Source organism: Vibrio sp. M60_M70, from assembly GCF_037162085.1.
GTDB lineage: Bacteria > Pseudomonadota > Gammaproteobacteria > Enterobacterales > Vibrionaceae > Vibrio > Vibrio diabolicus.
On the sequence record NZ_JARLUL010000002.1, the window covers coordinates 405,705 to 420,374 of the forward strand.

Sequence of the window (14,670 nt, forward strand, 5' to 3'; positions counted from 1 at the left end):
CTCACTTAGTTACTGTTCATTTTCTGCCGATGAATCTTTCATCACCATGATGGACGCAGAAAGCCCGAATCGAAGATCAACATCTTCTGGAAGTTCTTGGATTGAGATTCGCACCGGAATACGTTGTGCCAAGCGAATCCACTGAAATACAGGGTTCACGTTTGGAAGAAGGTTGTAGCCGACCGTGCCGTCTTTCGGCGCAATACCCCAACCGATAGAGTCAACCGTTGCGTCAATTGGCGTGTCTGGGTGAGACATCAAAGTGACACGTGCTTGGCTACCCGGTTCGATTTGCGCGAGTTGGTTTTCACGGAAGAAACCAAACACCCAGAAACTGTTCTTGTCGATCAGCGCCAGCAGTGGCTGGTTTGCGACCGCTTGCGTACCGTTTCGAATATCGAGGTTAGACACAAAACCATCGACGGTCGCATAAACTTTGGTGAAGCTGAGGTTAAGGCGTGCTGACTTTAATTGCTCTTCTGCAGATTTGATTTGCAGTAGCGATTCTTCGTAAGCGATTTCACGACGAATCAGATCCTTGTGAGAAACCGCGCCGCGGTCTTTCGCGCGAATATCTTTAAGGCGGTCGTATTCGATTTTTTTACCGCGAGAGCTAACAATGGCGCGTTCTAGTGCCACTTCGGCTTGAGACAAAGCAACTTCGTAAGTCGCAGGGTCGATTTCAAACAGTAAATCGCCTGTTTTCACTTCTTGGTTGTCTTGCACCGCGACATTTACAATTGGGCCTGATACACGAGGAGCTACTTTGATGACGTTGGCGCGCACTTGGCCGTCGCGTGTCCAAGGGTTATTAAAATACTCTTCAAATTTTTGATAGCCGAGCCAAGCTGCGCCACCAAGAATGACAAGATTGAGTGCGATTACGAATAGTTTTTTCATCTTGTTTGGCACCTAAAATTGAATATAAAAGCTGTCGATGGCCACCACATAACCGACCATGATGGCAATAAACGTCAGAGACGGAAAAGCGATGAAGCGAGACAAACGTGTCTTGTTCAATATCATCACCGTTATCCACGTTGCCGTGACGGCGAGAAAGAGCACCAGTAACGTGGGAGAAAAGTAAATGTCTCCCCAAGAGAGTTCATGAGGCATTAGAGATCCTCCGTTTTGTTCTCATCACTGGTCTCATCCGGAGTTTCGAGGCGCAAAGGCGGCAATACGCGGTTTTCTTCATTTAAATAACCATCCCAGTCAGTTCGTTCTGTCATTTGCTTGGCAATAGATTCACTGAGGAAGGGTTTGCCTGTTTGGGTTTGCCAGCCTCCACCTAGGGCTTTGTAGAGCGCTACAACTTGGTTCGCGACGTTCCCTTTGATCGTTGCGTAGCTGTCTTCCGCACGGGTCATTTTCTCTACCGAGTTGAGCAGACGTTCAAAAGAGATTTGGCCGTTTTCGTACTGTGTCATGGAGATGTTGAATGCACGAATGGAAGAGTTGACTGATTGCAAGCGTAAATCTTTTTGCTGTAAATACAGGTCATACGCTTCGATTGCATTGGTGACTTCATTAACGGCTTGCAGCAGTTTTTTGTTGTAGTTGGTCAGCGTTTCTTGGAAGCGAGCATCTTCGAAACGAATGTTATTTTTCACGCGTCCGTATTGGAAAATATTCCAACTGAACGTTGGGCCAACCACCATGGTGAGCGAATCGCTAAAACTGAAACTGCTGCCATCGGGAACCGTACTGTCGATACCGATAGAACCGAACAGTGAAAAGCTTGGGTAAAGAGCGGTTTCCGCCACGCCAATTTGCGCACTCTGCGCGCGAGCTTGCATCTCAGAGACTTGTAAATCCGGGCGGCGCATCACTAAGTTCGCATCCACTTGGGTATCCAACAGCGGTGGACGCGGCACAATGGAGCGCTCGTCGGTGCCCGATAACGCCGATTTTCTGCCTGTCGATTTGAACTGTTTTTCGTAGTCAGCAATTTGCTTATGCATTCCATCTGATTGCAGCAGCTCGTCTACTTCTTCCGGTAATGCACCTAGTAATAACGCCAACGCGGTACGTGATTGTTTCATCGCGACTTCGAGACTCGGTAATGCCGCTTTGGTGGTATATAGTTGGTTTTTCGCCTGTTGAACGTCCAATTCTGTAACGTTGCCAGAGTCGAACTGCACCTGTGTAATGCGGACGACACGCTCTTGAATTTCGATGTTGCGACGAGACAGCAAAATGCGCTCTTGGAACGTGCGATAGTTAATGTAGTTACGCGCCACTTCGGCGGTGATGGTGACCATGATGTCGTGATACGACGCGATGGATGCGTAATAACCAGCTTCTGCAGATTCGATACCACGAGCGTATTTGCCCCAAATATCCATTTCCCACGCAGCATCAAACGACAGAGCGGCGTTGTTTACACCCTGATCATTCACGTAGGCACGCGCTAGATTTCCTGACACGGTTTGAACTTGCGGGTATTGCAAGCCGGTCGAAATGCCAAGTAATGAACGCGCTTGAACAATGCGCAGCCCCGCGGCTTCTATGTCTAGGTTTTGCTCATTCGCCAACTCGACTAATTGATTGAGCGTCGGGTCGTTAAACTGCTGCCACCACTGTTGTAATTGTTGCTCGGATTGCTGCGTATCTTTGGCTGCTTTTTGCACCGACCAATCGCTTGGTAATGGCGTTTGCGGTGGGTGGACATAGTCTGGCCCCACAGTGGTACACGCACTGAGCCCGAGCAGGGAAAGTATGGCGAGGCTTGGTTTGGTTAGTTTTGGAAGCATCATATCCCCACCTTTAAAACCGCTTCTGTTGTAAGTTCACCCAATCGATATCCTCGTAGGTTTGCTTGCAATACTTGATTGCTTCGAACACGTTCCGTTTTAAATTCAGCAAGATATAAAAACCGGCTATCTCAGAATAAGCGTAGTCAGATAAATCCAACTCACTAAAAAAATCTTCCAGTTTATCTTCGAATGTTTGGTAATCCTGACTGTATTGGTCGAATACGGAGTCGAGTTCTTGTGTTGCTTGGTGGCTGGCTAAAGCGCCCGCCATCAAAGGAATGATGGAATCGCGGTGTTGTTGGCGAAGCTGAGTAATCAGCGGATTGGTCATCAACTTTTTCTCGGCGGCCATTAAGATGTTGATGTGATTACTGAGTACATCACACGCTTTGCTAAACGCGCCAATCGCTTCTGGCGTGGTTTTGTCAAAGTGTTTGTGGTTGATTTTCGAACCCCAGACTTTGAGCTTTTTCGATGAGACGTTGAGCGTCACCAAGTGTAAGGCCCGTTTGAGCGGCGTAATAATCGAACTGGACTGCTTCTGATAGGAGTCAAACAGATCCCGAGTGTGCCTAAAATAGCGCTCTTTTATAGTCAAAAAGAGGTGTTCTGGTCGTGAGCTAAACGGGAAGTAGTGCGCGAAAATGATCATGAATACCACCATGTAGAAAAGCAGCATGATCGTCATGAGGATCCCGAAGTGATAGAACATGTTGTTGTCTAAACCAAGAACAAACAAGCCCACCATGTAGAAAATCGTCACTGGCCCGTTGAACAGATAAAAGCCGATAAAGGTGTAGATAAAAATGAACAGGCCAAGTTCTAACCCGAGATCCAATTGCGGAAGAATGAAGACGTAAGAAGGCACCGCGAACAAGAAGCCGAAAGTGAACAGCACAAGCAACAAAATCGGGTGCACAGGCACGAACGACAGCAAAGACATAAACATGGTCGAGAAGACTACGAACGAGTAGCCGCCTGGTGGATTGAAATAAATCCAAATCAGTCCTGCAACCCAATAGGTGACAAAGGTCTTGACCGCGGTTTTAAAGTTTTCTGCGTCCCACCATAGAAACTTGCCTTTCGGTTTCGGCAGTGGCACGTCAAAGGAGACATTGTTCGTCACAGAGTCAATGCAGCTAATGCTCTCCGCCAAACGCGACAAGTTTTGATGCATGAGCCCCAAGAGGTGCCCCAGCATAAGCGCAGAGCCTTTCTCTAGGTGCGCTGCGTCTTCAAGCAACGCTTGGTTGTATTCGACTTTGAATTCTTGAGCACGAAAAGCGGGCTCTTTTTCGTCCCAGACTTGTTGGCAGGTATCAAATAGCGCGTCAATTTCCGCAACGGCTTGATCAAAGTTGTTGATGCTTTCACGGTCTTGCTGGTGGCTAAAGTGGCTGTGCGCCGCAACGGTCAATTGTTGCGTTACCTGCTTGTTCAAATGAACCGCCAAGCGCCACTCTTTCATGTAGGCCGACACGTCGCTGCATTCCACACTGACTGTAGCAAAACGCTGTTCGAGCGCATTTTGGGTGGCAAACATCTGTTCGATAAGAGAATCCACGCTAGGTTGTGGCTCTCCTGCTTCTGGATTTTCTTCTCCCTCTTGTTGAGGAGAGACTTGTCCTGCCGATTTTTGCTCGAAATTTTGCAGGATAGCGGTGAACAACGCGCGTTGTGCTTGGTTGAGTTGTTCGATGAGCTGTCTTAGATTTTGTTCTGTTTTGGTCGGGAATAAGAAAGTCCCCACGAGTGTGTAAACCACCACCCCAAACACCGTCATATAAGCGCGGTCAACGCCATAAAGAAACGCACCTTCTGCGTCACCGCCATTGGACATCATCAGCGTCATCACACCGGTCAGCATGAGTAACGTTGGATCTTTTTGATAGGCATTACGGAAGTAAAAAATGAAAGAGACCACAACCGACACGCTCAGCATGTACAGCAAGCGGTCTTGAGCAAACAATCCCACCAGTAACAAGCCAACGACGGCGCCAACCAACGTACCGAACACACGTAAGGTACCTTTGGCGAGGGATTCACGACGACTGCCTGTGGATGCAATCAGCATCACTGTGGTTGCGGCCGTCGATGCTTGCGGCCAACCCATGGCAAACGGGATTAGATAAGCCAGAGTCAGGCTAAGCGATACTTTAATAGCGAATTTTATTTTGTCGTTCATAGTGTCAAAGTTTGCTCAGGCTTATCGTTATAAGTTGATGAATTTCTTATGTGAATAATCAGAATATTGTTCTGAATAAATTCGGGGGGCGGAATATAGCGGGTGAAAAAGTGTGCTTTGTAAACCCTTTGTCAAAACACAAAGAGCGTATTTGGCTCGATCTCGCGCTAGCCCTTGGCGTTATTGACGAAACGGCTAAAACGAGCAAAATCGCGATCTGTGACGATTCTCACTTTTGAAACAAAATCGTCGTGTTGTGTGAGCCAATTCTCACCTTATATCCTTCGCCTGATACTAAAGCAGGCCACTCGTACCATCTGCAATGAGCTTTGCTGCTTTAAAAAGCATAGATGATGAATGGGTATTTGAGAGGGAAAGTTATTATTTTTTATCGGCTTGCCGATTGTTCGCTTGTTTTTTTGGATCGAGATAAAAAAACCAAAGCGATACCACCAAGAATGATGCCACTGGTTAAAAGTGTATGCAGCGAAAGAGGCTCGTGGAGTACGACGGTACCTAGCAGCAAAGCAATGGCTGGTACGGAAAGTTGACTGACGGCGGCCTGAATTAAAGAGAGCTTACGCATTACTTGATACCAAAGCGTATAACCTAGGCCAGATGCAATGGCGCCAGACGTGATAGCGAGCAAGATTCCGCCCAGAGAGAGATGGATTGAGGACAGCATCAATGGTGATAAGAATATGCCAATCATAGATGCAGCGATAAATCCCCACGTGATGCCACTACTTGGAGAGGGCGCTTGTTTGCCGAGCGCAGTAAACGCAGCCCAACAAACGCCAGAAATCAGCATGAGAAGTGCAGAACTGATATCGGGGCGCGTGGCAGATGGCAACATTAACCAAACAAAGCCAACAATTGAAAGGCCGATACCGATGATTTCGAGAAACTGAAAGCGCTCACCTTGCCACCAATAGATTGCCAGTAATGTAAGTTGCACGGCACCAAACAAAAGCAAAGCACCGGTTCCTGTCGCCAGTTGTAAGTACGCGAAAGAGAAAAGGGCAGCATAACCAAATAACGCCACGCCAGCAAAAAAGCGAAAGCGAGAAGTTGGCCGATCGGTTTTCCACTGACCTCTCACGACAAGCAAAGCGATTAAGGTAATCGCGCCAGATATCAATCGGACGAGAGTGAAGCTTCCTGCATCAATCAACCCTTCGGCCAATGCAAGTCGGCACAATAATGAATTGGCGGCGAACGCCAGCATCGTAATAGCAGTGAGTAAAAAGGTCGACATCCTTGGCCCTTAACGCAGAAATATGGATTGAGTGTAGCGTCAAACGACCTTTTTCATTAGTTGATAAAGTGATTAGTTATAGCTATCAGAGCGAGAAAACCAGCAAAAATCACCAAAGAAAACCTGACCTTAGCCTGAGTGTTACTGTGGTAGGGATTGTTGTTCGTACAATGACTTGATGGTGTTTTTCAACCATAGCAATTTGGGATTGTACGCATTGCGTTTATGCCAAATCATGGTAAATGGAATCAGTAACTTGTCTTGTTGAGTTTGGTCTAACGGAATTGGCAAGCACACCAAATCGAGATGCAGCTTTTCTGTGTAGCTTTTGCAATAGTGCGGCGCGGTGGTGATCATGTCATGCGTGGGCTGCGCTGCCATAAAAAGGGATTGCTCAAAGTTGGACATCGTCAGCCCGATAGAGCGCTGTAGCCCTAGTTCCGTTAACACTTCATCCAACGCCCAAGTTTCACTTTTCTCCCAAACAATATTGATGTGTTGGTAGCTCAGAAAGGTCTCGAGATTCCACTCTTGCTGTAATGCCGGATGATCTTTATGCAAATACACCATCGGCAGGTCATAAAATAGAATCTCAAAATCCAAGAAATACGGCAGAAGATCCAACGACTCTTTCGATTTCGGGTGACTTTCTCGGCCGGTAAAACCGATATCTGCCTCGCCTCGAATGATGGCGTCGAGTGAATCGTAATCCCAGTTACTGGTTTTTACTTTCGCTTCAGGGTATCGCTGGTGGATAGCGACGATGAGTCTGTCCAGCACCGTGAGCACCAATGGCGACTCAATCGTGATATCAAAACGCACTCCTTTAGGCGTAATATCGCTGCGTTTTTCTGCAATTTGGCTGCCAATTTGCAGCCATTCTGCAAGGTCTTGCTCCATGCTTTGTGCCAAAGGCGTTGGCGCAAGACCTTTAGGTGTTTTGACAAACAAAGGATCATCGAACCAATGACGAAGTTTGTTGAGCGACTTACTTACGGTAGAGGGCGTAACGTTCAGCTTTTTCGAGGCTTTCGAGACGCTTTGCTCTTGCAGCAATAATTGCAGAGTGAATAGTAAGTTTAAATCAAGTCGCGCTAGGGATTTCTTCATAATGGGTATCGTGAACAGGCTTTGGAATCAATAGTATTAGAGCAAGGCTGATTACGCTACCTAACACTAAGATAAACACCAACATATTCAGTGCACTAACGCCGATGAAACCCATAAACCAAATATAGAACGCTGAACTACAAACTTGAGCAATGCCCAGTAGTGAGCTTGCCACGCCAGCTTGTTGAGAGAATGGGCTGAGCGCTTGGCTCATGGCCACGCCAAAGCCACAAGCGAAGCCAGCGCAAATCAGCCCAAGTCCGAATACATAGTAAAAAGGTTGTCCATCATGGAAATGGGCAGCACTGAGCACGATGCCTGCACAAGCGAGCAATACTTGAGAGGTGATCATTAAGGTACGCTGCTTGAAAATCCCCAATGCCAATGGCGCCGAGAACGAAATCAACATACTGATCGTCGCAGTCCCAGCCATGATGGAAGAATAGCCACCGCGATCAAAACCAAGCATGCTCATCACGACAATTGGTGAAGCGTTAACAAAGGTCAGAATGGTGGTCACTCCAAGTGCAGTAATGATCAGCCTACTGATAAAAAATCGCTCGAAGAAAGTCTCTTGATGGCTCTCTGGCGCTGTCTGCTCTTCACCTTGTTGGCTGGGTAGTGATTCCTTGAGAACAAAAATGGCCAATACACTGACGAGAATGCCCATTCCTGCCATTGTGGTAAACAGACTCGGCCAAGGAAACTTCAGCATAATCAAGTGACCAATCACGGGGGCGATCACTGGAATGATACAGGTGATGCCATTGAGCATCGACAATACTTTCGCGCGGCGTTCATCGTCTAACGTGTCGCGTAAAATCGCGAACGCGACGACATAGCAAGATCCAGCTCCGATGCCTTGGCAAAAGCGAGCAATCAAGAAAGCGTTTGGTTGCTCAGCCATCCCGCCGAGAAAAGACGCGAGCACGAAGATCATCGCGCCGACGACGGCAACAGGCTTTCGTCCCACAGAGTCTGCAATTTTCCCCGCGAATAACATGGTGGTAGCCATGCCAGCTAAATAGATCGAAAACGCAATATGCAACTGAGATTCACTGGCGTTGAGATCTGACGCAATTTGAGGCAAACCAACAAGATACAAATCAATGGCAGTAGGGTAGAGTAAAACGAGTGCAAAACTACAAAGTAAAAAACGGGACATGGAAACCTCTCTATCTAATGGCGAGGATAATAGAGTGCTAAACGTTTGCCTGCGAGTGGGAAATACGACACTAGGTATTTCTATTTACGACATACCCTGTATGAATTGAGCATAAAAACAACAAGGAAGATTATGATTACCATTGAAAAGTATTCGCCTGAGCGACATGAACAAACTTGCGAACTTAGCGTGCTAGAAGAGCAATCGCAGTTTACGGTCGCGGATGTGGGTGAAATGCTTACACGTCTTGAACCCACAGAGCTTCCGCATCTGATTCTGGCAGACGATGACGTGGTTGGCTTTTTCTATTTGATGCAGCTTACAGCGAGAAATACGATTTTTGCCCTAAAAACAGTTTAGGCGTACGTGCTTTGCTGGTGGATCACCGTCATCAAGGCAAAGGCTTCGCCAAGCAAGCCATTCAACAGTTTGCCGATTTCGCCAAACGCCATTATCCTGAGTTTGAGGCGCTTTATCTCACCGTGAATTGCCGCAACATACCTGCTTATCAGTGCTATTTAAAATCAGGGTTTGAAGATACCAATGAGCTTTACCACGGCGGCCCCGTTGGACCGCAGCACATTATGAGACAACCGCTTTAACTAGGAAAACACCAAGGATGGGTATATGAGAATTGAAATTGACGATTTAGAACGGCCGCAGGTGCTTGCGTTGTTGGAAGAGCATTTACAGGACATGTACGCTACATCACCACCAGAGAGCGTGCATGCGTTAGATGTAAGCAAGTTGAAGTTGCCTTCAATCACGTTTTGGACGGGCTGGGATGGTGAGCTGCTATTGGGATGTGTGGCAATGAGCCAACTAGAAGATGGTCACGCAGAGTTGAAATCGATGCGTACGACGCCGTCGGCGAGAAAACAGGGTGTGGCATCCCGCTTACTCAATCACGTGATTGAGCAAGCGAAACATCAGGGGATACAACGTCTAAGTTTGGAAACTGGGTCGATGGCATTTTTTGAACCTGCGCATCGCCTATATGAAAAACATGGCTTCGTGTACTGCGAGCCGTTTGGCGACTATCAACCTGATCCAAATAGCCGCTTTATGACCCTAGCGTTGTAGCCCGTCGCAACTAAAAGTTAAAGTAGTAATTAGCTCCTGGCGAGATGAGTGATGCACGCTCACGCGCCAGTTGTTTTCTTCTCTCTCTAATGCGCTTCGCGTTGTCTTTATCTAAGTTTGCATCCAATTGATGATCAAGGCGTGATATCTCCGCATCTAACGCGTTAATGCGTTGTTGACGCTGATATTCTTGATGGCCTAACTGATAGTTTTTAAGGAAAAGATCGTTAGAGCAAACGCCATAGTAGGTTTTTCCTTCTACACCCACCGTGTAACCATTGTCTGGCGAACAGTAAAGAATAGTGCCTTTATCAAAACCGTCTTGCCACTCAACGTGATTTGGCGTTACGCCTGCTTCGCGACAGTCTTTAATGTATTCGTACAAAATGTTTGGGTTGTTGCCTGAGCGGCCATCTTGGTAGCCGACGCGATACCAATCTGCGGTTTGGCATTGTTCTGGCGACATGCTGCTACAACCAGAAAGTAATGCAAACATGGCAAAGAGAAGCGCAATGCGTTTCATGAAGTGGATTCCTTGTTACTGCGTTAGGTTCGCTGATTATAAATGAACAGTGTTCATTTCCAATAGATAAAATTAATAATTACCGACTTATTGATGCGTTGAGATTGTGAGTTTGTCGGCTTGAAGCAAAAATTTTTTGCTTGTGGAACGAGCGTTTTTCGTCAGTAGTGATGTTACGAATAGAGTAGTTTGCGTGAAGGTTGAGGCGAGATTAGTGGTGTGGGAATCTCTTCGTAAGCCGCATCTATAAACAGTTGCCTGCGCGAATGTTACTTTTTCTCAGAGGTTCCCATATCAAAAGCCCCTCGATCGAGGAGGAACGGGACTTTCGATAATTTTATGTTTAACTTTCAAATGAAAGTTTGTTGCCAAACGTGGATTTCCAGTCTTTGTCAAATTGATCGACAGCCGGCTGAACTGCTGGATGAGAAAACATCTGCGCGGCCACATCGACAGGTAAGGTGATCGCTTCAATACCTAACTTCATCACTTCCATCGCTTGTTGGGTATTCTTAAAACTCGCTGCCAAAATTTTTGCAGGCAGTTGGTTTTGATCCAGTAGCAATTGCAGGTCTGCGACCACTTCTACACCGTTTCCGTTCATCGCATCAATACGGTTCACATAAGGCGCAAGATAGTCAGCGCCACACAATGCCGCAAGGAAACCTTGCTGAGCAGAGTAAATAGCAGTGGCGAGTACTTGAATTCCCTCTTTTTTCATTAACTTAATTGCCGCTAAGCCCGTTTCGGTTGCTGGCACTTTAACGACCATATCATAGGGTAATTCTTGAATTTGGCGCGCTTCTTCTACCATGCCTTCTACAGTTGTGCTCACCACTTGAGCATGGAAACGGGGTGTGCCCCCTAACGCTTCTTGCATGCCAGCTAAGGTTTGGTTCAAGCCTTGTTTTGACTTCGCCAAAATACTTGGATTTGTGGTTACCCCTTTCAGAGGTAGGCATTGGTTAAAGCGTTTTACTTCTGCTACGTCAGCAGTATCTAAATAGAGTTCGATCATGGGTTCTACCTTATACAAAATCTTCGTTTTGATGATGGGATCACTATAGATCTGACAATCCGCCGAGATCTTGATTTTGATCAATTGAAATTTCAATTGAAACTATAATAATTTCATAAATCGAAAGTTAAGTGCCAATATTTCATTATCAAATGAAGCTTTAAGAAAAGCGTGAAAAGTAGAAGAGCAAACCAAGAGGCGGACAGCAATGTATTTCAATATTCAGAGGTTCTCGACCCACGATGGTGATGGTATTCGCACCATTCTGTTTCTGAAGGGATGCAGTTTGTCCTGTCCTTGGTGCCAAAACCCAGAAAGCCGCAGTGCAAAGCACTCTTTGCTGTTTGATCAGCGCAGTTGTATGGCGGACTGCCAGCTTTGTGTGTCGGCTTATAAACAAACCGTAAACGGCGACATGGCGAGCGATGGTATCCGACGCATTGATGATCAAATCATCATCAATCGAAAAGCCATGAGCGAAGCGCAGATCATTGCGCTGCGAAACGTATGTCCAACACAAGCACTCAGCATATGTGGAGAAGCGGCGAAATCGGACAACCTGTTTGAAGTGTTGATGAAAGACAAGCCTTTCTACGATCAAAGCCAAGGTGGCGTGACGTTTTCTGGTGGCGAGCCGCTGATGCAGCCAAGTCTTGTGGCAGAACTTGCCGAACGTTTGCATCAAAACCATGTGTCTACGGCAGTGGAGTCGTGCATGCATGTTCCGTGGAAAAACGTAGAAAAAGTCGCGCCGTATATCGATTGTTGGTTAGCGGATCTTAAACACACCGACGAAGAAAAGTTTCTCCGCTGGGCAAAGGGATCGTTAAAACGCATCAAAGACAATTTTAGAAAATTGGCACCGATTGCAAAACGCATTGTGATTCGCGTGCCAGTTGTGCCGGGCTTCAATGACACCATTGATGAGCTCAAAGCGATCATTGATTTCGCTGCTTCATTAGAAAGCTGTCAAGAACTTCACTTGCTGCCGTATCACACCCTCGGCATCAATAAATACCGTTTGCTAGATATGCCTTACGAGTGTTCTGACAAACTATTAAATAATCCAGAACTGCTAGAAAACGCAATGCAATACGCAAGCGAACATACTCAACTTAACGTGATTGTTAGAGGTTAACCATGGACCTACATACCCTTCCAGAGCGAATCAAAGCCCACAAATCTGCACTGGTCAACATCGTAACGCCGCCTATCTGTACTGAGCGCGCAGAGGCTTATACTCGAGCGTATCAGGCAAATGAAGACAAACCTGTGATTGTGCAACGAGCGTTGGCGTTACAAGAGCACTTACGCACTCGCACCATTTGGATTAAGCACGACGAGCTGATTGTAGGCAACCAAGCGAGCAAAGTACGCGCTGCGCCGATCTTCCCTGAATACACGGTGCGTTGGATTGAAGCGGAAATCGACGAACTGGCCGACCGACCTGGGGCTGGTTTTGCGGTAAGTGAAGAAGACAAACAAAGCATTCACGCCATTACGCCATACTGGCGCGGTAAAACGGTTCAAGATCGCTGTTATGGACTTTTTACCGACGAGCAACAAGAGATCCTAGCCAGCACCATCATTAAAGCCGAGGGCAACATGACTTCGGGCGACGCGCACCTTGCGGTGGATAACGAAAAAATCCTGAAGATCGGTATGAACGGTCTGCTGGATGAGGTTCGTCAGCATCGCGCTAATAACGACATGTCGACGTATGAAGGGTTGAAGAAAGAGCAGTTTCATAAGTCCGTCGAAATTGTCTTGCTTGCGATTCAGGAGCACATGGTGAGTTACGCCGATCTCGCTCTGGAAATGGCACAAAACGAAACTCGACCAGAGAGGAAAGCGGAACTGGAGACAATCGCAGAAAACTGTCGTCATGTGGCTTTCCATGCGCCAACCAACTTCTGGCAAGCTCTGCAACTGAGCTATTTTGTGCAGTTGATGTTGCAAATTGAATCGAATGGCCACTCTGTTTCATTCGGTCGGATGGACCAGTTCCTAAACGACTACTACGTGCGTGATCTTGAAAGTGGCGCGATGAACAAAGCGTTCGCCCTTGAGTTATTGCAAAGCTGTTGGTTGAAATTGCTTGAAGTAAACAAGATTCGCTCTGGCGCGCACTCAAAAGCATCGGCAGGTTCTCCTCTGTATCAAAATGTCTGTATCGGTGGCCAAAAGCTGAATGAGAATGGAGAACCTGAAGACGCCGTAAATCCGCTATCTTGGGCGATTTTAGAGTCTTGTGGTCAGCTACGTTCCACACAACCGAACTTGAGTGTTCGCTATCATGAAGGTCTGAATCAAGAGTTCTTGATGGGCTGTATTGAAGTGATCAAATGCGGATTCGGTATGCCTGCATTCAACAACGATGAAATCGTCATTCCAGAGTTCATCAAGCTAGGCGTCGAGAAAGCAGACGCTTACAACTACGCGTCTATTGGCTGTATTGAAACCGCTGTTCCAGGCAAATGGGGTTACCGTTGCACGGGCATGAGCTTTATTAATTTTGCGCGTATTTTACTGGCTGCGCTTAACGAAGGTGTGGATGCAACGACGGGCAAAGCCTTCTTGCCGCATGATAAGTCGCTAGCAAAAGGTAACTTCGAGAGCTTTGAGCAAGTCACCGCTTCTTGGGCGAAGCAAATTCGCTACTACACACGTAAATCGATAGAGATCGATACCGTAGTCGACAGTGTGCTTGAGCAGCAAGCGCAAGATATTTTCTGCTCATCGCTGGTGGATGACTGTTTGTCGCGTGGTAAAACCGTAAAAGAAGGCGGAGCGAAATACGATTGGGTATCTGGCCTGCAAGTGGGTATCGCCAATTTGGGTAACAGTTTGGCGGCGATCAAACATTTGGTGTTTGAAGAAGCACAAATCAGCCAAACGGAACTGGCTAAAGCATTAGAAGAAGACTTCGATGGTATTGAGAACGAACAACTTCGCCAACGCTTAATCAACTTCGCGCCAAAATACGGCAATGACGACGATTATGTCGACCAACTGCTGGCTGATGCTTACCAAGTTTATATCGATGAGTTGGCGCAATTTGTCAACACACGTCATGGGCGCGGGCCAATTGGTGGTGGCTACTACGCGGGAACATCGAGCATCTCTGCCAACGTGCCATTTGGCGCATCCACGATGGCAACACCAGATGGTCGAAAAGCGAAAACGCCACTGGCGGAAGGCGCAAGTCCAGCATCGGGCTCTGACCGTTTGGGACCAACGGCGGTGTATAACTCAGTCGGTAAAATTCAAGCCAATAAAATCCTAGGTGGCGTGCTGCTTAACCAGAAGTTAAGCCCAGCGGCTGTCGCTTCAGAAGGGGATAAGCTCAAGCTTTCAATGCTGATTCGCACCTTCTTTAATCACCACAAAGGTTGGCACGTGCAGTACAACATCGTCTCTCGTGAAACCTTACTGGCAGCGAAGAAGAACCCTGAGCAATATCGTGACCTTGTCGTACGAGTTGCGGGCTATTCAGCCTTCTTTACCGCGCTGTCACCAGACGCGCAGGATGACATCATTGCCCGTACCGAACACGAGTTGTGATGGTC

12 protein-coding genes and 1 pseudogene are annotated in these 14,670 nt (G+C 47.1%); 4 read left to right on the forward strand and 9 right to left on the reverse strand.

Annotated elements, in window-relative coordinates; genetic code table 11:
- Positions 1-9: 9 nt before the first annotated feature.
- The 7 genes from P4S59_RS17580 to P4S59_RS17610 form a co-directional block, all read right to left on the reverse strand.
- Complete coding sequence (locus P4S59_RS17580) at positions 10-900, reverse strand: HlyD family secretion protein (RefSeq protein WP_006740779.1); 891 nt, start codon at positions 898-900, stop codon at positions 10-12.
- A gap of 12 nt (positions 901-912) precedes the next feature.
- Positions 913-1,116 (reverse strand): DUF1656 domain-containing protein, encoded by a 204-nt coding sequence (locus P4S59_RS17585; protein WP_005462724.1) that lies wholly within the window; start codon positions 1,114-1,116, stop codon positions 913-915.
- Positions 1,116-2,759: a TolC family protein gene (locus tag P4S59_RS17590; RefSeq protein ID WP_337168772.1), complete on the reverse strand. Its 1,644-nt coding sequence runs from the start codon at positions 2,757-2,759 to the stop codon at positions 1,116-1,118. Before P4S59_RS17590 ends, P4S59_RS17585 begins: the two co-directional genes overlap by 1 nt.
- Positions 2,760-2,769: 10 nt before the next feature.
- Positions 2,770-4,944, reverse strand: a complete 2,175-nt coding sequence (locus P4S59_RS17595) for an FUSC family protein (RefSeq protein ID WP_337168773.1) — start codon at positions 4,942-4,944, stop codon at positions 2,770-2,772.
- 388 nt (positions 4,945-5,332) lie between these two features.
- Complete coding sequence (locus P4S59_RS17600; RefSeq protein ID WP_258662032.1) at positions 5,333-6,202, reverse strand: DMT family transporter; 870 nt, start codon at positions 6,200-6,202, stop codon at positions 5,333-5,335.
- A 141-nt stretch (positions 6,203-6,343) separates the two neighbouring features.
- Complete coding sequence (gene yidZ, locus P4S59_RS17605) at positions 6,344-7,312, reverse strand: HTH-type transcriptional regulator YidZ (protein WP_337168774.1); 969 nt, start codon at positions 7,310-7,312, stop codon at positions 6,344-6,346.
- Positions 7,287-8,477 (reverse strand): MFS transporter, encoded by a 1,191-nt coding sequence (locus P4S59_RS17610; protein WP_337168775.1) that lies wholly within the window; start codon positions 8,475-8,477, stop codon positions 7,287-7,289. The genes yidZ and P4S59_RS17610 overlap by 26 nt, the downstream gene beginning before the upstream one ends.
- 132 nt (positions 8,478-8,609) lie before the next feature.
- On the opposite strand from P4S59_RS17610, the pseudogene P4S59_RS17615 reads away from it, so the two are divergent.
- Together P4S59_RS17615 and P4S59_RS17620 are read left to right on the forward strand one after the other, a co-directional pair.
- Positions 8,610-9,079 (forward strand): annotated as a pseudogene (locus tag P4S59_RS17615) (GNAT family N-acetyltransferase).
- 25 nt (positions 9,080-9,104) lie between these two features.
- The gene (locus P4S59_RS17620) at positions 9,105-9,560 is read left to right on the forward strand and encodes a GNAT family N-acetyltransferase (protein ID WP_337168776.1); all 456 of its coding nucleotides are present in this window, start codon (positions 9,105-9,107) and stop codon (positions 9,558-9,560) included.
- A gap of 10 nt (positions 9,561-9,570) precedes the next feature.
- On the opposite strand, the gene P4S59_RS17625 is transcribed toward P4S59_RS17620, so the two are convergent.
- Positions 9,571-10,083: a DUF2799 domain-containing protein gene (locus P4S59_RS17625; protein WP_005484189.1), complete on the reverse strand. Its 513-nt coding sequence runs from the start codon at positions 10,081-10,083 to the stop codon at positions 9,571-9,573.
- A 343-nt stretch (positions 10,084-10,426) separates the two neighbouring features.
- Complete coding sequence (locus P4S59_RS17630; protein WP_025515279.1) at positions 10,427-11,101, reverse strand: fructose-6-phosphate aldolase; 675 nt, start codon at positions 11,099-11,101, stop codon at positions 10,427-10,429.
- 208 nt (positions 11,102-11,309) lie between these two features.
- On the opposite strand from P4S59_RS17630, the gene P4S59_RS17635 reads away from it, so the two are divergent.
- Positions 11,310-12,239: a glycyl-radical enzyme activating protein gene (locus P4S59_RS17635; RefSeq protein ID WP_337168777.1), complete on the forward strand. Its 930-nt coding sequence runs from the start codon at positions 11,310-11,312 to the stop codon at positions 12,237-12,239.
- Positions 12,240-12,241: 2 nt separating this feature from the next.
- On the forward strand, positions 12,242-14,665 hold the full coding sequence (locus P4S59_RS17640; protein ID WP_337168778.1) for a formate C-acetyltransferase/glycerol dehydratase family glycyl radical enzyme: 2,424 nt from the start codon (positions 12,242-12,244) through the stop codon (positions 14,663-14,665).
- The last annotated feature ends 5 nt before the right edge of the window (positions 14,666-14,670 follow it).